This window comes from Roseburia sp. AF12-17LB (assembly GCF_003479605.1).
Classification (GTDB): domain Bacteria; phylum Bacillota; class Clostridia; order Lachnospirales; family Lachnospiraceae; genus Roseburia_C; species Roseburia_C amylophila.
Window position 1 is genome coordinate 438479 of sequence record NZ_QUHR01000001.1, and the last position, 23688, is coordinate 462166.

Annotated in this window: 18 protein-coding genes; 16 read left to right on the plus strand and 2 right to left on the minus strand. The window is 41.1% G+C overall.

Features of this window, described 5'->3' with window-relative positions:
- The 10 genes from DWV68_RS01945 (at position 1) to DWV68_RS01990 (ending at position 11937) form a co-directional block, all read left to right on the plus strand.
- The gene (locus DWV68_RS01945) at positions 1 to 1185 is read left to right on the plus strand and encodes a nucleotide sugar dehydrogenase (RefSeq protein ID WP_118056466.1); all 1185 of its coding nucleotides are present in this window, start codon (positions 1 to 3) and stop codon (positions 1183 to 1185) included.
- A gap of 77 nt (positions 1186 to 1262) precedes the next feature.
- On the plus strand, positions 1263 to 2906 hold the full coding sequence (locus DWV68_RS01950) for a glycosyltransferase family 2 protein (RefSeq protein WP_118664886.1): 1644 nt from the start codon (positions 1263 to 1265) through the stop codon (positions 2904 to 2906).
- A gap of 81 nt (positions 2907 to 2987) precedes the next feature.
- Positions 2988 to 3185: a hypothetical protein gene (locus DWV68_RS01955; protein ID WP_022244445.1), complete on the plus strand. Its 198-nt coding sequence runs from the start codon at positions 2988 to 2990 to the stop codon at positions 3183 to 3185.
- Between the two features lie 120 nt (positions 3186 to 3305).
- A complete protein-coding gene (locus DWV68_RS01960) occupies positions 3306 to 4712 on the plus strand; it encodes a sugar transferase (RefSeq protein ID WP_118664888.1) in 1407 nt (468 codons plus the stop codon).
- A gap of 3 nt (positions 4713 to 4715) precedes the next feature.
- Complete coding sequence (locus tag DWV68_RS01965) at positions 4716 to 6164, plus strand: glycosyltransferase family 2 protein (RefSeq protein WP_118664890.1); 1449 nt, start codon at positions 4716 to 4718, stop codon at positions 6162 to 6164.
- Between the two features lie 3 nt (positions 6165 to 6167).
- A complete protein-coding gene (gene cps2T / locus DWV68_RS01970) occupies positions 6168 to 7334 on the plus strand; it encodes a beta 1-4 rhamnosyltransferase Cps2T (protein WP_117699310.1) in 1167 nt (388 codons plus the stop codon).
- Positions 7331 to 8035, plus strand: coding sequence for a glycosyltransferase family 2 protein (locus tag DWV68_RS01975; RefSeq protein WP_118664892.1), 705 nt, complete (start codon positions 7331 to 7333; stop codon positions 8033 to 8035). The genes cps2T and DWV68_RS01975 overlap by 4 nt, the downstream gene beginning before the upstream one ends.
- A gap of 101 nt (positions 8036 to 8136) precedes the next feature.
- A complete protein-coding gene (locus DWV68_RS01980; RefSeq protein ID WP_118088235.1) occupies positions 8137 to 9285 on the plus strand; it encodes an LCP family protein in 1149 nt (382 codons plus the stop codon).
- 142 nt (positions 9286 to 9427) lie between these two features.
- Positions 9428 to 10489: an SGNH/GDSL hydrolase family protein gene (locus DWV68_RS01985; protein WP_118664894.1), complete on the plus strand. Its 1062-nt coding sequence runs from the start codon at positions 9428 to 9430 to the stop codon at positions 10487 to 10489.
- Positions 10486 to 11937 (plus strand): MBOAT family O-acyltransferase, encoded by a 1452-nt coding sequence (locus tag DWV68_RS01990; RefSeq protein ID WP_118664896.1) that lies wholly within the window; start codon positions 10486 to 10488, stop codon positions 11935 to 11937. The genes DWV68_RS01985 and DWV68_RS01990 overlap by 4 nt, the downstream gene beginning before the upstream one ends.
- On the opposite strand, the gene DWV68_RS01995 is transcribed toward DWV68_RS01990, so the two are convergent.
- On the minus strand, positions 11918 to 12892 hold the full coding sequence (locus DWV68_RS01995) for a glycosyltransferase family 2 protein (RefSeq protein ID WP_117697452.1): 975 nt from the start codon (positions 12890 to 12892) through the stop codon (positions 11918 to 11920). The two genes, DWV68_RS01990 and DWV68_RS01995, sit on opposite strands and share 20 nt — an antisense overlap.
- Before the next feature lie 193 nt (positions 12893 to 13085).
- Between DWV68_RS01995 and DWV68_RS02000 the strand changes: the two genes are divergently transcribed.
- The 5 genes from DWV68_RS02000 to DWV68_RS14860 all read left to right on the plus strand — a co-directional run bounded on the left by DWV68_RS02000 (position 13086) and on the right by DWV68_RS14860 (position 19632).
- The gene (locus tag DWV68_RS02000; protein WP_158551977.1) at positions 13086 to 14405 is read left to right on the plus strand and encodes an ArnT family glycosyltransferase; all 1320 of its coding nucleotides are present in this window, start codon (positions 13086 to 13088) and stop codon (positions 14403 to 14405) included.
- Positions 14406 to 14540: 135 nt separating this feature from the next.
- Positions 14541 to 16367, plus strand: a complete 1827-nt coding sequence (glmS, locus tag DWV68_RS02005) for a glutamine--fructose-6-phosphate transaminase (isomerizing) (RefSeq protein ID WP_118056458.1) — start codon at positions 14541 to 14543, stop codon at positions 16365 to 16367.
- Positions 16368 to 16872: 505 nt separating this feature from the next.
- Entirely contained in the window at positions 16873 to 18360 is a 1488-nt protein-coding gene (locus tag DWV68_RS02010; RefSeq protein ID WP_118056457.1) for a S1C family serine protease, read from the plus strand.
- A gap of 421 nt (positions 18361 to 18781) precedes the next feature.
- The gene (locus tag DWV68_RS02015; RefSeq protein ID WP_117840515.1) at positions 18782 to 19459 is read left to right on the plus strand and encodes a GTP pyrophosphokinase; all 678 of its coding nucleotides are present in this window, start codon (positions 18782 to 18784) and stop codon (positions 19457 to 19459) included.
- A 38-nt stretch (positions 19460 to 19497) separates the two neighbouring features.
- The gene (locus DWV68_RS14860; RefSeq protein WP_022244432.1) at positions 19498 to 19632 is read left to right on the plus strand and encodes a hypothetical protein; all 135 of its coding nucleotides are present in this window, start codon (positions 19498 to 19500) and stop codon (positions 19630 to 19632) included.
- A gap of 66 nt (positions 19633 to 19698) precedes the next feature.
- On the opposite strand, the gene DWV68_RS02020 is transcribed toward DWV68_RS14860, so the two are convergent.
- The gene (locus DWV68_RS02020) at positions 19699 to 20322 is read right to left on the minus strand and encodes a chemotaxis protein CheC (RefSeq protein WP_117840517.1); all 624 of its coding nucleotides are present in this window, start codon (positions 20320 to 20322) and stop codon (positions 19699 to 19701) included.
- A 605-nt stretch (positions 20323 to 20927) separates the two neighbouring features.
- On the opposite strand from DWV68_RS02020, the gene DWV68_RS02025 reads away from it, so the two are divergent.
- Positions 20928 to 23576 carry a valine--tRNA ligase gene (locus DWV68_RS02025; RefSeq protein ID WP_117697463.1) on the plus strand — a complete coding sequence of 883 codons (2649 nt, stop codon included), beginning with the start codon at positions 20928 to 20930 and terminating at the stop codon, positions 23574 to 23576.
- Positions 23577 to 23688 lie beyond the last annotated feature (112 nt).

A 23688-nucleotide genomic window follows, 5' to 3' on the forward strand; every position in this document is an offset into this window, starting at 1 on the left:
ATGAAAATTGCAGTAGCAGGAACCGGTTATGTGGGATTGTCAAATTCCATTTTATTAGCACAGAATAATGAGGTATGGGCAGTCGACATTGTTGAAGAGAAGGTCGATCTGATTAATCATAAGAAATCTCCAATCGTCGATAAGGAGATTGAAGAATATTTAGCAGAGAAACCATTGAATCTGCGGGCTACCACAGATGCAAAGGCAGCATATGAAGGAGCAGATTTTATTATCATTTCCACTCCGACCAACTATGATGAGAAGAAGAATTACTTTGATACATCATCCGTAGAAGCCGTAATCAAGCTGGTTATGGAATATGCACCGGATGCAATTATGGTTATCAAATCTACAGTTCCGGTTGGCTATACCGAAAAAGTAAGAGCGCAGTTTGGCAGCAAAAATATCATCTTCTCTCCGGAATTCTTAAGAGAAGGAAGAGCATTATATGATAACCTCTATCCATCCCGTATCGTAGTGGGATATCCGAAAGAGGATGAAAGCTTAAGGGCAAAGGCAGAAGAGTTTGCCGGCTTATTAAAACAGGGTGCTATCAAAGAGGATATTCCGGTATTATTAGCACACCTCACCGAGGCAGAAGCAATCAAATTATTTGCAAATACTTATCTTGCACTGCGTGTTTCCTATTTTAATGAGCTGGATACCTATGCAGAGGTAAGAGGATTAAATACCAGACAGATTATCGAAGGCGTAGGCTTAGACCCACGAATCGGTAATTATTATAACAATCCATCCTTCGGATATGGCGGATACTGCCTGCCAAAGGATACCAAGCAGTTACTGGCAAATTATGCGGACGTTCCAAATGATATTATCGGAGCAATCGTTGCAGCCAATACGACAAGAAAAGATTTCATTGCACAGCAGATTTTAGATAGAAATCCTTCTGTAGTAGGTATTTATCGTCTGACCATGAAGACCAATTCCGATAACTTCCGCCAGTCTTCTATTCAGGGCGTTATGAAACGTCTGAAAGCAAAGGGCATTGAAGTAGTGATTTATGAGCCAACCTTAAAGGATGACAGCTTCTATAATTCCAAAGTAATCCGTGACTTAGATGAGTTCAAGAAGATGTCCGATGTTATTGTATCCAACCGTAACAGTGCAGACTTAGAGGACGTGCAGGACAAGGTATATACCAGAGATATTTATGACAGAGATTAATTTTAGAAAATAAAGCTGCCTGATTAGAACGACGAGATTAGCGCAGTGAGATTAGAGCAGTGAAAAAAGGAGACAAGATGAAACTGAGCCTTTATAACCTCAGAAAAGGTTTCCGATATTTAAAAAATTATGGTTTAAAGGAATTCTTCATCCGCCTGAAAGAAAAAGGAGAACCGGAGCAGATTTCCTATGCGGAATATGCAGTAGGCCATAAGGTAACAGAAGCACAACTTAAGATACAGACAAAAGAATCTGATAAGTGGTCTTATCGACCGCTTATCAGTTGTGTTTATATGGGAGAAAATAGAGAAGATGCGTTGGCTATGTTAGAACAGCAGAGCTATACCAACTGGAATCTAACCTGTATCGATAAGCTTTGTACCGGAAAAGAAATAGAACTTTCCGGGGAATATACAGCGCTTATTGAGGCGGGTGACACCATAGAACCGGATGCTTTATACGAGCTTGCCCATGCCATTGCTTTTCCAAAAGAGACAAAGCAGTCAGGAATTCACTGGGAAGAAATCGGAAAGCCGGATTTGGTTTATACGGATGAAGATGTCAGATGTCCGGATGAATCAAAGACAACGGAGACAGCAGAGCCTCTTTTAAAGCCGGACTTCAGCCCGGATTATCTGGAAAACTACTGTTATATCAGACATTTATGCTGCATCAGAAAAACGGTATTCCTGCAGGCACTAAAAGAAAATGACGGAAATCCTGCAATAGAAGAACTGATCTGCCGGGCGGCAAAGCAGTCCGATAGTATCATCCATATTCCCAAAGTGCTTTATCATACAAAGGCGGAGCATGCACCGAGAGTAGAGCATGCATCTATGGCAGCAGGCAGTCACAAAAAGAAGCAGCCATTGGTATCCATTCTGATACCGAATAAAGACGAAAAAGCTTCTTTGGAAAAATGCATCACATCCATTCGGCAGGGCAGCTACCGGAATTATGAGATTATCATTATAGAAAATAACAGTAAAAGCGAAGAAATCTTTGATTATTATAAAGAGCTGCAGATGCAGTATCCGGATATCCGCGTGGTAGAATGGAAACCTGAGATACCGGGTACTTTTAATTATTCAGCCATTAATAACTATGGAGCATCCTATGCAAAAGGAGAATATCTTTTATTCTTAAATAATGATATTGAGATTATAACAAAGGATTACATGGAACGGATGCTTACCCTGTGCGGAAAAGAAAATACCGGAGCAGTGGGAGCAAAGCTTTATTACCCGGATGATACGATACAGCATGCCGGAATTGTCATAGGCATCGGTGGACATGCCAGAGGAATTGCAGCCAATATGTGTGTAGGACAGGTACGCAGCGATAGTGGGTATATGTATAGAGCCAGCCTGCGGCAGAATTTAAGTGCAGCAACAGCAGCATTTCTTATGGTGCCGGCAAAGGTGTTCCGTGAGGTGGACGGATTCTGCGAAGCTTTATCAGTAGCATTTAATGATGTGGATTTGTGTCTTAAAATCCGGAAGAAGGGTTATCTTATTATATATGAACCATTCGTAGAAGCGTACCATTATGAATCAAAGTCCAGAGGACAGGAGGATACAGAGGAGAAAGTACGCCGTTTTCAGGAAGAGATTGAATATATGAGAACCCGCTGGATTGATATTTTAAAGCAGGGAGATCCCTATTATCATCCCGGACTGACCCGTTACCGGACAGATTATTCCTTGGGACAAAAGCACTAAGGCATTGCAGAATTTGTAAGAAAGTGGTAACTTTGTAACTGAGTATAGAGAAAAACAAGTAACAGGGAGGTAGAGTTACACATGATGAAAGTTTATATTTGTCCGAAATGTGGCTGGATACGGACGGTTTCAAGAAGAAATGAAGTGGAATGTTTTAAATGTGGAAATGAAAAGATGGTTCTGGCAAAGATTCCTTATGAGAAATATGGGAAGATGAGTGAGAAAGAACGGAAAGACTATTCGGAAAGCTGGCTGTATATTCACAGAAACAGCATTTGACAGAAGAAGAACATACTTTTTTCACAGAAAATTAAGAAAGAATTCGGTTGTACCTGCCAGGGTAGGACTGGTATAATATTCCTAAAAAGATGGCTTGTATTGCATAAGAGGGAATAGATTATGTATAAAAAAGAACGAAAAAGCTGGATGAAGCATCTTGACTTTACGATTCTGGATATTATTTGTCTGGAACTTGCATATGCCTTATCCTATTTTATGCGTTTTGGAAGAAAAAATGAGTTTTTAAATGAGGAATATCAGCGATTAGCGGTAGTCCTTATTTTGATTGATATCTGCGTGGTATTTTTCGGCGAATCCTATAAGAGCATTCTGCGGAGAAAGAATACGCAGGAATTTAAGCATGTTGTTGTTCATACAACAATCATTGTTGCCGGAATGATGGTATATGGATACTGGACCAGACAGTCTGACTTTTCCAGACAGATTTTCCTGATGTTCTGGGGACTGTCTATGATTTTTGAATTTGTCGGCCGTTCCGGGCTTAAGAATTTTATTAAGAAAAAGATGATGAATGACAGAAATCTGTCTGCCATGATAGTGGTAACGACGGATGAACTGGTGGAGAGTTGTCTTAAGGAATTTGAAAATCTGCCATACCGGGAATTTGCCGTGCGTGGAGTTGTTGTAGTGGATGCAATGCGTAAGGGAGAAACTATACGGGGCATTCCGGTGGTGGCAAATGCAGATGATTTCTTTGAATATGTAAAAAATAATGTGGTAGATGAAGTATTTATCAATGGCAATACGATAGCCAGCAGCCAGGCACTGGCAGATGATCTGCTGGAAATGGGCGTTACGGTACATTTTAATCTGGTACATGCTTCCAAGCTGATGCCGAATAAAGTAATCGAGCAGTGTGGAAATTATATGGTTTTAACTTCCAGTATGTGTATTGCAACACCACGTCAGTTGTTTTTTAAACGTCTGATGGACATTGTAGGCGGTTTTGTGGGATTGGTGATTGCCGGTATTGCTACCATTATTTTTGCACCGATTATTAAGAAACAGTCACCGGGACCGATTTTCTTTTCCCAGATTCGTGTGGGGAAAAATGGCAGGAAATTCCGCTTTTATAAATTCCGTTCCATGAATGTAAATGCAGAAGAACAGAAAAAAGAGCTGATGGGGCAGAATGAGATGTCAGGGCTGATGTTTAAGATGGAAGATGATCCGAGAGTATTTCCGGTTGGCAGGTTCATGCGGAAGTTTTCCATTGATGAACTGCCACAGTTCTGGAATATTTTAAAAGGGGATATGAGTCTGGTAGGCACAAGACCGCCAACGGAGGAAGAATTTGCCGGATATGAGGCAAGGCACCGGGCAAGACTCGGAATTAAGCCGGGGCTTACCGGAATGTGGCAGGTCAGTGGAAGAAGTGACATTACGGATTTTGAAGAAGTGGTACAGCTGGATACCTACTATATTACAAACTGGTCACTGGCATTGGATATTAAAATCTTGTTTAAGACCATTCAGGTTGTTATAACAGGAAAAGGATCGAAGTAAGCAATGGGATTAACGAAAAAGGCTGCATATGCAGTTGGAATGATACGCAAGCATGGACTCCGGGGACTGGCGATTAAAGTAATGGAAACAAAATATGAGCCCATAGACCATGAATATACGAAAAACTGGCAGAATTATATGGTGACAAAAGAAGAATGGAAGGTGCAGCGGAATACGTTGTTTGAACATATGCCGCTGGTTTCTGTTGTAGTACCATTATATGAGACACCGGAATGCTTCTTACGGGAACTGATAGAGGGCATGCTGGGACAGTCCTATGAAAACTGGGAACTGTGTCTTGCAGATGGAAGCCCTACCGATAAAATCGAACGTTTTCTTGCGGAAAATTATAAAGAGGATGCAAGAATACGTTACCGCAGACTGTTGGAAAATGGTGGGATTTCAGAGAATACCAATGAGGCAGTTGCGATGGCAATGGGCGAATATATCGGATTATTGGATCATGATGATGTGCTGGCTCCCAATGCCCTTTATGAAGTGGTGCGGATGTTAAATGCCCATCCGGATGCACAGGTGATTTATTCCGATGAAGATAAGATTGATGCAGAATCCGGGATACACAGCCGGCCACATTTTAAGACGGATTATAATCCGGAATTGCTGATGCATTATAATTATATCTGCCATTTTCTGGTGGTAAAGAAGACCATGTTAGAGAAGGTGGGGGATTTCAATCCCTGCTATGATGGTGCCCAGGACTATGAACTGGTGCTCCGCCTGACGGAGCAGACGGATGCCATTTATCATATTCGAAAGATTCTTTATCATTGGAGAATACACAGTGGTTCCACGGCAGGCAGTTCCCTGTCAAAGGATTATGCCTATGATGCGGGAAAGCGGGCATTGGAAGCTTACGTGCAGAGGCGGAAAATCCCGGCAGAGATTAAAGAAGCCCAGGGGCATAATTCTTATGAAGTGATTTATGAACAGGAAGTTCCGGAGCCGGAGCTTATTAATCTTGCGGAAATAAAGGAAAAAGATGCTTTAAATGAATTGGTAGAAAACAGCACAAGGGAATATCTTTTCATTTATGACAGCCGTCGCACCAGATTGCTTGGGGAGAGAGAACGAAAAGAACTGGCACAATATGCCTGCTTAAATAAAGTGGGACTGACAGGTGTCCGGTTTAAAAAACACCGGAAGTTAGTTTCGGCAGGCATTGGCGTATTACCGGATGGAAAGATGGGATATCTTTTTGAAAAACTTCCGGTCTGCTTCAAGGGATATTTCAACCGGGCAGTGCTTCCGCAGAATGTCAGCGCCGTTCCGCTGGAACAGTGTATCATAAAGAAAGAAGCATATCTTAAGGCTGGCGGAATTGTGCTGGATAAAGAACCGTTAGAGAGAGCAATAGATTTTGCCGGACGTCTGAAAAAAGTGGGATATCAGATTATGCTGGATGCAAAACTTACAGCAGTTTATAAGGGATAGAAAATGAAACATGTATTTATTATAGGCAGTAAAGGAATTCCTGCGGCTTACGGCGGGTTCGAGACATTTGTAGAGAATCTGACCGGACAGGCAGTCAGTGAAGACATTCAGTACCATGTGGCGTGTATGTCCGACCATAATGAAGAATTTACTTATCATAATGCGAAATGCTTCCGGGTGAAGGTGCCGGATATCGGACCAGCGAGAGCCGTGTATTATGATTTGGCAGCATTTCGTTACTGCATTCAGAAAATTAAAAAAGAAAAGATAGAGGATGCCGTTGTCTATGTGCTGGCATGCAGAATCGGACCATTTGTGGGGCACTTTAAAAGGCAGCTGCACCGGTTGTCTGGTACACTTTATGTAAACCCGGATGGACATGAATTTATGCGGGCAAAATGGAATAAATGGATTCGTAAATACTGGAAATATTCGGAAAAGGGAATGGTAAAGCACGCAGATTTATTAGTCTGTGATTCAAAGAATATTGAACAGTATATCAGGGATGAATATCATAAATATCAGCCGAAGACCACATTTATCGCATATGGAACACTATCTTATAAAGCAGGTGAACCAACAGAGGATTTACTTGTATGGTATCAGAAGTTTGATATCAGAAAGGAAAATTATTATCTTATCGTCGGGAGATTTGTTCCGGAAAATAATTACGAGACAATGATTCGGGAATTTATGGCATCTGATTCCACAAAAGATCTTGTAATTATTACAAATGTGGAAGAAAATGCTTTTTATGAAAGCTTAAAAGAAAAAACCGGCTTTTTAAATGATAAGCGGATTAAATTTGCAGGAACCGTGTATGATGCTGCATTGCTGGCAGAAATCCGCTACTTTGCTTATGGATATTTCCATGGACATGAGGTGGGAGGAACCAATCCATCCCTTCTTGAGGCACTCAGCACCACAAAACTGAACCTGCTTTTAGATGTGGGTTTTAATAAAGAAGTGGGAGAAGATGCCGCACTGTACTGGAATAAGGAAAACGGAAATCTTGCCACACTGATTCAGAAGGCGGATACTATGGATGAAGCAGAGCGGGAGGAGCTTGGCCGGAAAGCGAAGGACAGAATGAAGAAATGGTATAGCTGGGAAGCAATTGTACAGCAGTATGAAACACTGTTTCTTACAGGAGAGGAAGAGAGAGAATGATATCGGTCTTAGTAGTAACCTATAACGGAGAAACCTATATCAGAGAACAGATAGACAGCATACTTAAAAATATCGGACTGGGTGATGAACTGGTGGTATCGGATGATGGTTCACTGGATACTACGAGGGAAATCCTTATGTCCTATCAGGAACAGGATGCCAGAATCCGTGTTATGGAAGGACCGGGTGAAGGCGTTATTGCCAATGTGGAAGCAGGACTTAGGGCGTGCCGGGGCGATTATATTTTCCTTGCAGACCAGGATGATGTCTGGATGCCGGATAAAGTAGAGAAAGTCATGGAAGTATTCCGGAGGAAGAAAGCCATGGTTGTGGTTCATGATGCCAGAGTGACAGATGCTGCATGCAAAGAGACACTGATGCCGTCCTTTTTTGTTTACCGCCACAGTGGAAGAGGTGCGATTAAAAATATGATTAAGAATACCTATATGGGCTGCTGCATGGCATTTCGGAAAGAGGTATTGGATGCAGTACTTCCGATTCCGAAGGATGTTACCATGCATGATCAGTGGATTGGTGTGAAATGTGATTTGAAATATCACCGCACGGTATTTTTAAAGGAACCATTGATTCTTTACCGGAGGCATGAAAAGAATGTATCCGATTTTTCCCATAACAGCGTGGGTGTAATGATTAAGAATCGCTTAATTTTTCTGAAACGGATCTTAAGCTATCATGGATAATATTGACACAAAAAGTGTTTTGTTATATATTAATTTCAATTGTTTTGAAAAATGAATAAAAACTGTTTAACATCAGGAAAATAAGATAATGGAGATGACTTATGAGTACAAGTAGTAATAATAGAAACCGTAAAAGAAAGAAAATGACCAGACGTCAGAGAAGAAAGAGAAAATTGATGCTTTTTATAGTAGAAGTACTGGTTATCTTAATTCTTCTGGCAGCATTATTTGTAATTATTAAATTAAATAAACTCAATAATACAGGTGATTTGGATGAAGATAAGCTGAATATTAATATTGATGCCAAAACCCAGGAATTGTTAGATGGTTATACGAACATTGCATTATTTGGTATTGATAACCGCAGTACCGGTAAATATGAGTCCGGAAACAGTGACTGTATCATGATTGCAAGTATTAATAATGATACGAAGGAAGTGAGACTGATATCGGTTTACCGTGATTCTTTCCTGGCAGTAGATGATGATGACGATTTAAGAAAACTCAATGCAGCATATGCAAAAGGCGGTCCGACCGGTGCAGTTGCAGCATTGAATAAGAATCTTGATCTGGATATTAAAGAGTATGTAGCTGTGGACTTTAATGCAGTTATGGAAGTGGTAGATGCACTGGGTGGAATTGAACTTGATATTAGTTCCAAAGAAGCAGAAACCATGAAAATATATATCAATGAGATGAATGAGGTAATGGGAACCAATGGAACAGCAGTTTCCGGACCTGGACTTCAGACAGTGAACGGAATCCAGGCATTGGCTTATTGCCGTGACCGTTACAGCGGTGGTGATGACTACGGCCGTACCGAGCGTCAGAGAACTGTTATCAGTAAAATAGTCGAGAAGGCAAAAGCAGCCAGTCTTCCTACATTAAATAAGGTGATTGATAAATTATTCCCGGATATTTCCACAAGTCTTAGCAGTTCTGAAATATTGGGACTGGCAGCAGGCATCAAAGACTACGAACTGGCAGATACACAGGGATGGCCATTCCAGCTTACCACAGAGCGTATGGGAGGAAAGCTTGGCGATGTAGTAGTTCCTACAGATCTGGAAACTAATGTAAATTTACTGCATCAGTATTTATTTGATGTAGAAGATTATGAGACAACACAGACCGTAAAGAATATCAGTAAATCCGTAATCAATGAGACTGGAAAGACTGCTTCGGATACAGTAAGGGATACAAATCCGTTTACGGCAGAGGACACAGAGGCGGATACCCAGACACAGTAAAGAAAGATAAATAAAAATATTCATAAGAAAAGCTGTCTGGAATAGGACAGCTTTTCTTTCGCAGGAAATAAGGAAGAGACGAAAAAGAGACGGAAAATGAATTCAGAAAAGTTGTTTCTTATATCATGACAGGAGGTTCTCCATGGCGGGAAGAACATCGGAAAAAGGGAATACAACAGGAAAAACAATATTCTGCTTTATCGGAAAGGTGATAGGAGCCGGAATTACAGCATTTGCAATTCTGGCGCTTTTTTGCGTATTTTATTACAACCCTCCGGTACATGAACCATGTGGAAATGGAGTGACCAGCTATGTAAGACAGGCAGATACGTTCTGGGCGAGAGGAACGGAAGGTTTTGCCATGGGAACTACCGATAACAATGGTTATAACAACAGTTATCCTTCTGAGGGAAGAAAGACTGCTATTTTAATGATGGGTTCTTCCCAGACGGAAGGACTGTATGTCAACGAGGATGATTGTGTATCTTATTTGCTAAATGAGAAATACGACGAAGATGGAAGCAGCCGCTATGTATACAATGTGGGAATGTCAGCCCATACCATTTACCGTAATATCAGTAATTTGGAAAATGCCCTTAAGGTTTATCAGCCTGCTGAATATGTTGCGTTAGAGACCGGAACACTGGCAATGAATCCGGTAGAAGCTGCTCAGGCATTAAATCATGAAATGCCGGAGCTGACAGCGGGAAGCGGAATACCGGCACTGGAAGTATTAGAAAAGAATCCTTATATCAAGCTATTGTATCAGCAGTATAAGAATCTGCAGAGCCAGAACAATGGAGAAGCAGATGTAACAATTACGGAAAATGCCGGATATGATGTATTTGGTGATGACACCTATGCGGCCACGGAGGAACTGCTTTCTTATATCAGCAGGACAGCGGAAGAAGCAGATGTTCAGGCGGTGATTTATTATATTCCGGATATGACATTGACAGAGGATGGCAGTTATGAATGCTCTGCAAGTGTGGACACCAGAGATACTTTTGCAGAATTATGTGGAAAATATAATATTATTTTTGCGGACATGACAGATTCCGTAGAGGAAGCTTATGTGAAAGAGCATATTGTAGCCAGTGGATTTGATAATACAACAGTTGGCTATGGGCATCTTAATGCATATGGACATGAGCTTCTGGCACAGTGCATTTATGATGCAATCGGAGAGGAGGAGCAGAGATGAGTTTTGCAAGTGTAAGCTTTTTACTGTTTTTTCTTGTAGTGCTTCTTCTTTTACTTCTTGTACAGAGGGTGCTGCCTTTTGCGGAAATAAAGTGCCGCATCATATGCCAGGGAATCCTTCTGATAGCCAGTTATGTTTTTTATGGCTGGTGGAATATGCGGCTTTGCCTGCTTTTAATGGGAATTACATGGATTTCCTTTTTTACCGCGGTAAAAAAAGATGAAAAGCATCTGCGGCAGAGCCGGATTTCTCTTCTGATTGGAGTAGGCACGCCTTTGGCGGTCCTTGGAATTTTTAAATATTATGATTTCTTTGTGACTTCCTTTTGTGATGTGTTTCATCTGACACCGGGAGTACTGAATCTGATTCTTCCGGTAGGAATTTCCTTTTATACCTTTCAGGCATTGAGCTATACCATTGATGTCTATACCGGGAAGATAGAAAAAGAAAAAAGCTTTTTGCAGTTTGCATTGTACTTAAGTTTTTTTCCACAGCTTGTAGCGGGACCGATTGTAAAAGCATCGGAGTTTCTGCCACAGCTTAAGGAGAACCGGAAGGTTACACTTGTGGGACTGGAAAGTGGAATACAGATATTTGTATTTGGTATGTTTAAGAAAGTGGTACTGGCGGACAATATTTCTGTATTTGTGGATGAAGTATATCGTAGTCCTCAGATATTTGGTTCCGGAACGGTTGCACTGGCAGTAGCAGCCTATTCCATTCAGATTTATATGGATTTTTCCGGTTATTCGGATATGGCAATCGGTTGTGCAAAATGTATGGGCTATGAATTACCGGTGAACTTTAACCTTCCATATATATCCCATAATGTCAGCGAGTTCTGGAAACGGTGGCATATCAGCCTTTCAAGCTGGCTGATGCAGTATCTTTATATTCCGCTGGGTGGTAACCGCAAGGGACGTATTCGTACTTATGTAAACCTGATGATAACGATGCTTTTAGGGGGACTCTGGCACGGTGCAGAATGGAGCTTTGTATTGTGGGGTGGTCTCCATGGACTGGCTCTTTGTATCCATAAGGGCTTCCGGAAACTGGCTGGGTATCAGAAAGGGCAGGAGAGAAAGAAAAATGTTCTGGTGGATACCTTATCCATCCTCGGAACGGACATTTTTGTCTGCATCTGCTGGATATTCTTCCGGGCAGAAAATGTGCCGAAGGCATGGCTGGTATTAAAACAGTTATTTGGCTTCCGGGCGGGCATTACACATCCGTACAGCTTTGCCATTGCAGCAATTATTATTCTTTGCATTGCAACAGTGGCTGCATATCTTAGGGCAGCAAAGAAAAAAGAAAAGACCGTCAATGGTTTTTATCCGGTTATGGATTTAAATCATTTCTGGTCTCTTGTGATTTTCTTTGTTGAGATAGGCCTTATCCTTGGTCTGGCTTATGTGAAGGGCAGTCCGTTTATTTATTTTCAGTTTTAGGTAAGGCAGTTTGTGTGTCTGCCATGGAGGTCTTTGGTGTCATCGGTTCATCAATAATGAATGGTGGACGGTTTCTGGTGGCATCATAAATACGCCAGATGTAGGAACCAATAATACCGATGGAAAGCATAATAATTCCCATACCCATTAAAAGTACGATTAATAATGAGGTATAGCCTTCTGCAGTTATAATTCCGGTCATTTTCCGGTAAATTGTAATAAAGAACAGAATGAGTGCAAAGAGAAATACTCCGGCACCGGCTGCAGTGACCATGGTAATCGGAAAGCTGGAGAATCCTATCAGGGAATCCGTGGCAAGTTTTATTTTTTTGTGAAGAGTCCATCGGGAATGTCCGATGGTTCTTTTTTTCCGGATATAAGGAACAGTTGCAGTCTGAAAGCCACTCCACAGGACCTGTCCCATAAGAGAGGTATTTTTTTCCTTCATTGCGACCAGCAGGTCAATGATTTGGCGGTCAATCAGAAAACTGTCAAATCCACCTTTGGGCATGGTGGGAAGTGCAACCTCCTTCATAATATAGGCATAAAGGGAAGAAACAGCTTTCTGTGTAAGAGGTTCTTCACGGTCAGCACGGGTAGCAAGTACTACTTTATTACCATCCCTGTATTTTTCTAACATACTTAAGATTAATTCTGACGGTTCCTGTAAGTCTGCAGCTTTGCGGACAGCACAATCGCCACTGCAGCGGGAGAGTCCTGCAAGAATGGCAGCATGTTCACCAAAATTACGGGATAATTTTAATGGGATAATATGTGTATCCAGGCGGGCAAGCTCGCAGATGACATCATAGGATTTATCTTTGGAACCATCATCAACCATGAGAATTTCATAGTCACAATCTAGTTTACATAAAACCTTTTCCCGCAGATCATTGTAAAGTGGAAGAAGGTTATCATGGTTAAAATACACTGGTATTACAATGGATAGTTTCATAACATTGGCTCCTTTCATAAAGTATTACTTCTTGATTCTTTATTATGATAACGTATGTTTTTGTAAAATCAATAGGGTAAAGAAAGTCTTAAGAAAATAGTAAGAGAACTCTTAGTTGTCTGGATAAGTTTTCAGGAGTATAATACCAACGATTCATCATGAAGAAGAAATTAATAATGAAAAGGAAATGAGAATGGAAAAGACAAATCAGACTCTGAAAAGAGGGTATTTAATATGTTTATTTCTGGCATTGACAATTTGGAGTATGGCAACTACTTCCGGAAGCGGGCCGGATGAAGCAATGAAATATGATATCTGTAATTATATAGCGTCCCATGGAAAGCTTCCTGATGGAACGGACCCGGCGCTAAGAAATCCAATCTGGGGAATATCATATGGATTTACTCCGATTCTGTCATATATGATAAGCGGAGTTTTTTTGAAAATAGCTTTTTTATTTACCACAAATGCGTATTGGCTGTATGTGGCAGTCAGATTCACCAGTGTACTTTCCATAACCGGAATGGCATATTTGATGTTTCAGATAGGAGAGTACTTATTTCAAACCAATAGAAGCAGATTTTTGTTCGTAATGTCTGGAACCCTGCTGCCCCAGGTAATGTATCTTGGAAGTTATCTGAATAATGATTCCTTTGCATTATTTACAATTGCATGGATTATTTATGCCTGGCTTAGGGGCAGGGACAGACACTGGGACTGGAAAAGCTGTATCCTATTAGGAACTGGAATAGGGTTATGTGCATTATCTTATTATAATGCCTACGGTTATCTTTTGATGAGTATACCGTTTTTCTTTATTTCCTACTGGAAGGAAAGGCAAATAGAAGGTGAAGGAAAAAGAACTGACATGCATCGGATGTTCAGGATGGCAGCAGTAATTGCTATTGTAGCAATACTTTTAGCTGGCTGGTGGTTTATCCGGAGTGCAATATTATATGATGGTGATTTCCTTGGACTTCGAACAACGGATAAATATGGGGAAATGTATGCACAGCCGGGATTCCGTCCGTCAGAACGGCCGACGCCATATCATCAGGGCTGGTCATGGTACCAGATGTTATTTACTTCCGGCTGGCTGAGAACATCACTGATCAGCTTTATTGGAATATTAAGGACCTGCGACTGGAATCTGATGGGCAGGGGCTATCTGGGGATTGGAATACTTTTTCTTGCTGGAATCATTGGCTATCTGGCAGGCGGGTGGAAAAGAAAAATATTTTCGTCAGACAGACTGCTGCATATCACATTTCTGATATGCATGGTAATTCCATGCGGATTGAGTATTTATTATTCTTTTTATAGTGACTATCAGCCACAGGGGCGGTATCTGATGCCGATGCTGATTCCGTTTCTTTATTTTGTCACGACAGGACTGACTTTGGTACTTGAAAAGATACCACAAAAAGTAAATCGTATGTTATACGGTGGAATTTATATGTTTTTCATATTGATATCTGCAGCAAGTTTTTATTATGTTCATGCGCTGATATAGATTTCAAAAAAGGGCTGGATAATCCCCGGTTATTCTTATATAATGTCAAAAGGACGATAAAGACAGTTCTATAAAAGATAGGATGAAACAACAGCAATTGGAATAGAATGTAAAAGAAAAGCAGGAGGAAGAATTATGTGCGGAATTGTTGGATATATAGGGAAGAAACAGGCTGCACCAATTTTGTTGGATGGACTTTCAAAACTGGAGTACCGTGGTTATGATTCGGCAGGTATGGCAATCTTTGATGGGAAGAAGATTAACATGGCTAAGGCGACCGGAAGATTAAAGGTATTATCTGAGCTGACCCATGAGGGTGCTACCTTGCCGGGAACGGTTGGAATCGGTCACACACGCTGGGCAACCCATGGTGCACCGAGTGATATCAATGCGCATCCACATTTCAATGAAGCCGGTACGATTGCTGTGGTACACAATGGTATCATTGAAAACTATATGAAATTAAAGAAAAAGTTATTAGAAAAAGGCTATAAGTTCCAGTCAGACACGGACACTGAGGTTGTGGCCCAGCTGCTGGATTATTACTATACCGGGAATCCATTGGAGACCATTACCAAGGTCATGCATCGTGTGGAAGGTTCTTATGCACTGGGAATTATCTTTGCAGAGAATCCGGATGTTATCTATGCAGTCCGTAAGGACAGTCCTCTGATTGTAGGAAGAGGTGAGGGGGAGAATCTGATTGCATCCGATGTCCCGGCAATTTTAAAATATACCAGAGATGTATATTTTATTGAAAATGAAGAAATTGCCTGCCTCTCCGAGGAAAAAATAGAATTCTTTAATGTAGACGGGGAATCTATCGAAAAAGAATGCAAACATATCGAGTGGGATATTCATGCAGCAGAAAAAGGCGGCTATGAGCATTTCATGTTAAAAGAAATGAATGAACAGCCAAAGACCATAAGAGATACCATCAGTCCGCGTATCAAGGATGGCAGAATTGTCATCGATGAGCTTGGAATGAGTGACGAAGAAATCAGAAATATCAGCAGAATTCACATTGTTGCCTGCGGTTCTGCTTATCATACCGGATTTACCAGTAAGTATATTTTCGAGGGAATGGCAAGAATTCCGGTAGAAGTAGATGTGGCATCTGAGTTCCGCTACCGGAATCCGATTTTAGAGGACGGAGCCCTTGTCATTATTATCAGTCAGTCCGGAGAGACAGCAGATTCCCTGGCGGCACTCCGTATGGCAAAAGAGCGTGGCGTTAAGACCCTTGGTATTGTAAATGTAGTTGGAAGCTCCATTGCAAGAGAGGCAGATAAAGTAATGTATACCTGGGCTGGACCGGAAATTGCAGTTGCAACTACAAAGGCATACAGTGCACAGCTTGTGGCACAATATCTTCTGGCAATTAAATTTGCACAGGTTCGTGGTAAAGTTTCAGAAGCAGAAGTAGGAGAAATGCTTCGTGACCTTAAGAAACTGCCGGATCAGGTAGAAATGTTACTGAGCCATAAAGAGAAGATCCAGAAATTTGCCAACCGTTTCATTGCAGCTAAGGATATTTTCTTTATCGGAAGAGGAATTGATTATGCGATTTCCATGGAAGGCTCTTTAAAATTAAAGGAGATTTCCTATATTCATTCTGAGGCATATGCAGCAGGTGAGTTAAAGCATGGAACCATTTCTCTGATTGAAGATGGTACACCGGTCGTTGCAGTGGCAACACAGGATGCACTGCTGAAAAAGACCATCAGCAATATTGTAGAAGTGAAGACCAGAGGCGCATTTGTCATGGCAGTCACCAATGAAGGCAATACAGAGATTGAAAAGACAGCAGATTATGTCATCTATATTCCACAGACCAATGCATATTTTGCCAATTCACTGGCAATTATTCCATTACAGCTGTTCAGCTACTATGTAGCAGTTGGAAAGGGCTGTGATGTGGATAAACCAAGAAATCTTGCAAAATCTGTTACGGTTGAGTAATTCCAGTGCTTTGACTTAAGATAGCTCCACCGTCCGTTGAATACGGATGCCACATAATGCCTGCAAGGGGCACTAAGGATTTCGGATAAAGTTTAATTCATCTGGCAACCGGCGCATATTCACATCCATGTTCAGATGCGCCTCGCTGGCACGTCCTGTGCCAGCGTTGCCGGGTGCCAGACGAAATCCTAAGTGCCCCTAACAGTCCTTATCAGGCATCCGTACTTCGACGAACGGTGGAGCTATCTATGTCAAACATTGGAAAGACTGTTTTTATAGCAAAAAGCAAAACGAAATATTAAGAACGGTGGTATTTCGGTGTGAAAATAAAATGTCCTTTTTTATAGAAAAAATTCTAATGTAAAATATATCCTCTTTTGCAGAGCTTTTTACAAATTAAACATAAAAGAAACATATTTTTCTCAATAAATAAACACAGAACTGACACAATTTATGGATATTATCATAATCAGAAAGTAACAAAGAGATGAAAGGAGTAATCTTTATGGAAAACAATTATAACAACAATTTTAACTCCAGCTCTCCTTATTCATATAATCAGACGAACCAGCAGACAGGAGACGGAACAAATACTTCATGGAGCAGTCAGGTGAACGGAAATACTTCACAGGGCTACAGTCAGGGAACCCAGTATGGACAGGGAAATGCCTATTATAGTCAGGGAACCCAGTATGGACAGGGAAATGCCTATTATAGTCAGGGAACACAGCCATATGGACAGAATCAGCAGAAGAAAAAACGGAAAGAAAAAGTAAAGAAAGAACATGGTAAAGGTGGATTTGGTGTAAAACTTGCAAAATGTGCAGCTATTGCATTAGTCTTTGGATTGATTTCAGGAAGCGTATTTGCGGGAACAAATCAGCTGCTTGGAACGAAGTGGAGCAACTCTGAATCTGCTAAGACAGAGGCTTCCCTGAATAAGAGCAGCAGCGGAGATACCGTTAAGGCAGCAAATACTTCATCCAAAGCAGTAACCGATTTGACGGATGTCTCAGATATTGCAGATAATGTAATGCCATCTATTGTTGCAATTACGAATATGAGTGAAAAACAGGTAAGCACCTGGTATGGATATACTGCATCACAGCCACAGGAAAGCTGTGGTTCCGGAATCATAGTAAGCCAGGATGACCAGTACATCTATGTAGCAACGAATAATCATGTGGTATCCGGTGCCCAAAGTATTACCGTGCAGTTCTCAGATGACAGCACAGTAGCCGCAGAAGTAAAAGGAACAGATGCAGGAAGTGACTTAGCAGTCGTTGCAGTTCCGATTTCCGATATCAGCGCAGACACCTTAAGTACCATTAAGGTTGCAACCCTTGGCAATTCTGATGACTTAAGTGTAGGTCAGGCAGCAGTCGCAATCGGAAATGCGTTAGGTTATGGGCAGTCTGTTACAACCGGTGTTATCAGTGCATTGAACCGAGAGGTGTCCGTAGAAAATGATGACGGTTCTACCACCACCAATGAACTGATACAGACTGATGCGGCTATTAACCCTGGTAATAGTGGTGGCGCATTACTGAATGCCAAGGGTGAAGTAATCGGTATCAGTTCTGTAAAATATTCTGATACCAGTGTAGAAGGTATGGGCTATGCTATCCCGATTAATACAGCGTCTCCGATTATTGAAAAATTAATCAACCGGGAACAGGTGGATGAATCCCGTTCCGCATATCTTGGAATCTCAGGTGTAGATGTATCCTCCACCGTTGCACAGACCTATAATATGCCGGAAGGAATATATCTCTATCAGGTAAAGGAAGGTTCACCGGCAGAGCAGGCAGGCTTACAGGCAGGAGATATTATCACATCCTTTGATGGAAGCAAGGTTTCATCTACAACAGAATTAAATGATGCGATTAAGTATTGTGCAGCAGGTGATTCTGTAGAAGTTGTATTTGAACGTCAGACAGATGGACAGTATCAGGAACAGACGGTAACCGTAACTTTAGGGCAGAAAAACTAAAAACGGATAACGAAATGTAATCCTTAGTCATCTATAAAGCAAAGCTACCGATAAGGCAGATAAAACAGCAGTGTCTTAAATATGTTGAAGAAAACATGGACACTGCTGTTTTTTTACTTTACAGGAAATTGCTTTCCTGTAAAGTAAAAAACGCTCCGCGAGGATGCACACTGCGGCGTATAAGGTAGATGTCGCAAGCGACCGCCGCAGGCGCGAGAATGTGCCAAGGCACATTCTTTGTTACGCAAGTAGCGAGAAAAAATCTAGCAGAAAAGAAGGAGCCAGGTTTGTTTGAGCGAACTTCTTTTCTGCCAGACTTTGGTAAGCGCTGCGATAACTTTAGAAAAAATTAATAGTTGTTTCGGGTATTTTCTGATATGATAGAAAAGTAAGAAAAATAAACTTATGAGGAAAGTAAAAGATGAATCCATTAGATTTTAGCAGAATAAAAGACGAGGCACATCCGGAGGATTTTTTAAGTGAGATGAAACCCTTTGGGGATTTGATGATGTATTACCGATGTGCCATGATGGAAGTGGAAACAAAGTTTAAGGTATTAAATGAGCAGTTTTCCACACAATATAACAGGAATCCGATTGAGTCCATAAAAACAAGACTGAAGAAACCGGCAAGTATTATTGAAAAAATCAAACGGAAGAACATTGGATTTTCCATGAAAGCAATTGAGGAGAATATGTTTGATATTGCGGGAGTGCGTGTCATCTGTTCTTTTCAGGAAGATATTTATACTATGGCAGATTTGCTGCTGCAGCAGGATGATATCATTCTGGTAGAGAAGAAAGATTATATTGCACATCCGAAGGATAACGGATACCGTAGTCTGCATCTGATTGTAGATGTGCCGATATTTTTATCGAACGAGAAGCGCCATATGAAAGTGGAGGTGCAGCTCCGGACCATTGCCATGGATTTCTGGGCGAGTCTTGAGCACAAGCTTCGCTATAAGAAACATATTAATAATTCAGAAGAAATAGCAGATAAATTAAAGCATGTTGCAGATGTAATTACAGAAATGGACTGCGAGATGCAGGATATCCGTCATATGATAGAATTTATAGACGATAATACAGAATCGTAGTATACTATAGATATCTGGCACAAGGAGGAGGTAATAAGATGACAGAGGGTGGACTTCTGATTTTCCTTGGAATTTTAATCTTATTTGTAATAATTGTAGCTGTAATAGCGGTAGTAGCCGCAGTATCCGGGGCCGCAGCGGCAATTGCAGATGAGGACAAAGAAGAAGAGTAGAGAAAAAGAACGTTCCTGAATGGAAATTATTCCAGACGGGAACGTCCTTTTTTGTCTTTTACAATGTTATAAATCGATACCAAGTCCTTCAAAAAGCACTTTCATAGAGTCTATTTCAAGAATCAGAATCATGGCACTTTTAATCTGGGTATGGGCAAAACTTAACCGTTCATCAATAAAGAGAACCTGATAATCCAGTTTTGTAAATTCTTTTTCCGGGACAGCCAGAATTTCACCAATGGTACCAAGATGGTTCTGCGGTGGTTCAATATCAATAAAGGTATTTGTCATTTTTGCAATAGAATTTACATAAGCAGCAGTTGTGATGTTTGCCATTTCGCGCAATACGGATAAATCCATATCATCCAGTGAATCAATGGAAGCGACATTTTTTTTATAAAAGGTGTTGATAAGCCGGCTGGCAAATTCTTTCTCCACAATCTGAAGCATAACACCATTCATATCACCTTTTACATTTACAGTCATACCAATAGCAGTTTTATCTGCCCCACCAAGATAATCTGCAGCTTTGGTATAATCCATCAGGCAGATATTTGGCACTTCAATATCTACCGGTGTATTTAAGAGGCCTGCCAGTGCAGTAGCAGCATTACCGGAACCGATGTTTCCAATTTCAGCTAGAACGCTTAAATGCATAGAATCCAGTTCTTTTAAATTTAGCATAGACATAAAAACTCTCCCTTTGTCATTACAGTATAAATTTTTCTCGTTTTCGTTTATTATAACATAGGATACAGGCAATGAGAATGGATTTTTATGGCATTTCGAAAGGAATTATAAAGAATTTTGAAGAATAAAAAACTCACCCTTGACAAAAGTGCCTGGCAAATTTAATATAATGCCTAGAGATAAAGGTAATGAGAAAGAGGAGTACATCGGTACGGTTCTAAGAGAGGACGGCTCATCGGCTGAAAGGTTGTCTGAATACGACAGATGGAAGGTAGCTTTCGAACCGGAAGACCCAGAAAGCCTGTAACCGGAATCATATAAAGAATTTCAACAAGGCATAAGTTTTCCCGGCACTCCACGTTACGGAGAAGAGATATGCATAGATACTATGTATAACGAAGGTGGTACCGCGCTGATTCGCCCTTCTTATCCAGCTGGATAGGGAGGGCTTTTTAACTTTACAGAAAATTGCTTTTCTGTAAAGTTAAAAACGCTCCGCGAGGATGCACCAAGTCCTATACCTTTCAGATAACTGAAATGTCTACTAATAAAGATAGCACTTTTATAAATTACGAAACGTCCAATTTAGAAAAAGGAGAACAATTATGAGCAAAGAACTTGCAAAAACCTACGACCCAAAAGGGATTGAAGACCGACTTTATAAGAAATGGGAAGACAATGGATATTTCCATGCACAGGCTGACCGCAGCAAGAAACCGTTTACCATTGTAATGCCGCCGCCAAATATTACCGGACAGCTTCATATGGGACATGCATTGGATAATACCATGCAGGATATATTAATCCGTTACAAGAGAATGCAGGGATATAATGCATTATGGCAGCCGGGAACAGACCATGCAGCCATTGCAACAGAGGTAAAGGTTATTGATTCCTTAAAGAAGCAGGGAATTGACAAGAATGACCTCGGAAGAGAAGGCTTCTTAGAAAAATGCTGGGAGTGGAAGGATGAGTATGGCAGCCGCATCATCAACCAGTTAAAGAAAATGGGTTCTTCCGCAGACTGGAGCAGAGAACGTTTTACCATGGATAAAGGATGCTCTGATGCAGTTCTTGAAGTATTTATAAAATTATATGAAAAAGGTCTTATTTATAAAGGCTCCCGTATTGTAAACTGGTGTCCTGTCTGCAAGACATCTATTTCCGATGCCGAGGTAGAACATGAAGAACAGGATGGCTTCTTCTGGCATATCAATTATCCGGTAGTAGGAGAAGCGGGAAGATTCGTAGAAATCGCAACCACCCGTCCGGAGACTTTATTTGGTGATACTGCAGTAGCAGTAAATCCGGATGATGAACGTTATCAGGATATTATCGGAAAAATGTTAAAGCTTCCGATGACAGACCGTGAGATTCCGGTTATTGCAGACTCCTATGTAGATAAAGAATTTGGAACCGGATGTGTAAAGATTACACCGGCTCATGACCCGAACGACTTTGAAGTTGGAAAACGTCATAATCTGGAAGAAATCGTTGTTATCAATGATGATGCAACCATGAACAGCAAAGCCGGCAAATATGCGGGCATGGACAGATACGAATGCCGGAAAGCACTGGTAGAGGATTTAGAGAAGGAAGGACTTTTGGTAAAAGTTGTTCCGCATTCCCATAACGTAGGAACCCATGACCGCTGTGGCACAACCGTAGAGCCAATGATTAAACAGCAGTGGTTTGTAAAAATGGATGATTTAATCAAACCGGCAGTAGAAGGTGTAAAGAATGGAGATATCAAGCTCCTTCCAAAACGTATGGAGAAAACCTACTTCAACTGGACGGATAATATCCGTGACTGGTGTATTTCCAGACAGCTCTGGTGGGGACATCGTATTCCTGCATATTACTGTGATGAATGCGGAGAAATGGTAGTATCTAAGAACGCACCGGAGAAATGCCCGAAGTGCGGCTGCACCCATATGACACAGGATCCGGATACTCTGGATACCTGGTTCTCTTCTGCATTATGGCCATTCTCAACCTTAGGCTGGCCGGAGAAAACAGAAGACTTAGATTATTTCTATCCGAATGATGTATTAGTAACCGGATACGATATTATTTTCTTCTGGGTAATCCGTATGATTTTCTCAGGATATGAGCAGATGGGCAAAGCACCATTCCATACTGTATTATTCCACGGACTGGTTCGTGATTCCCAGGGCCGTAAAATGAGCAAATCTCTTGGAAATGGAATTGACCCGTTAGAGGTTATTGATAAATATGGTGCAGATGCCTTGAGACTGACGCTGATTACCGGAAATGCACCGGGAAATGATATGCGTTTCTACTGGGAGCGTGTAGAAGCATCCCGTAACTTTGCCAATAAAGTGTGGAATGCATCCCGTTTCATTATGATGAACTTAGAGGGCATGGAGGTAACAGAGCCTGCAATTTCTGACCTGGCACCGGAAGATAAATGGATTCTTTCAGCAGTTAATACATTGACCAAAGATGTAACAGAAAATATGGATAAATTCGAACTTGGTATTGCAGTACAGAAAGTATATGACTTTATCTGGGATGAATTCTGTGACTGGTATATCGAGATTGCCAAAGTTCGTACTTATAAGAAAGACGAGGATGCCAGGGCTGCCAACAGTGCACTCTGGACACTTCGTACTGTATTAGGACAGGCATTAAAATTATTACATCCATATATGCCATTTATCACAGAAGAAATCTACTGTACCTTAAATCCGCAGGAAGAGACCATTATGCTGGCTGACTGGCCGGTTTACAAAGAAGAGTGGAATTTCTCGGCAGAAGAAGAGATGCTTGCTCATGTAAAAGAGCTGGTAAAAGGCATCCGTAACTTAAGAACAGAGATGGATGTTCCACCATCCAGAAAGGCAAAGGTATTTATCGTATCTGAAGACAAAGCACTTTGTGAGACCTTCGAGAGCATGAAGAAAACATACCAGAATCTTATCAGTGCCAGCGAGATTGATGTCCAGTCCGATAAGGCAGGAATCGGAGAAGATGCAGTATCCGTAGTTATTCCGGGAGCTGTTGTATACATGCCGTTGGAAGACTTGGTAGATATGGAAAAAGAAAAAGAGCGTCTTTTGAAAGAAGAAGAGCGTCTTAAGAAAGAACTTGCCCGCTCCCATGGCATGTTAAATAATGAGAAGTTTGTAAGCAAGGCACCTGCTGCAAAGATTCAGGAAGAGAAAGATAAGCTTGCAAAATATGAGCAGATGATGGCTACCGTACAGGAGCGTCTGGCTCAGATGAAATAGTTACAAAAGTTAAAAGACAGGTATTGTCGATTCGCCGCAGTTTCTGCGGCGAAAACTTTTTATGGAAACAGGATAACCTCTTGAAAAAATTTTCCACTATATTATACTTAGA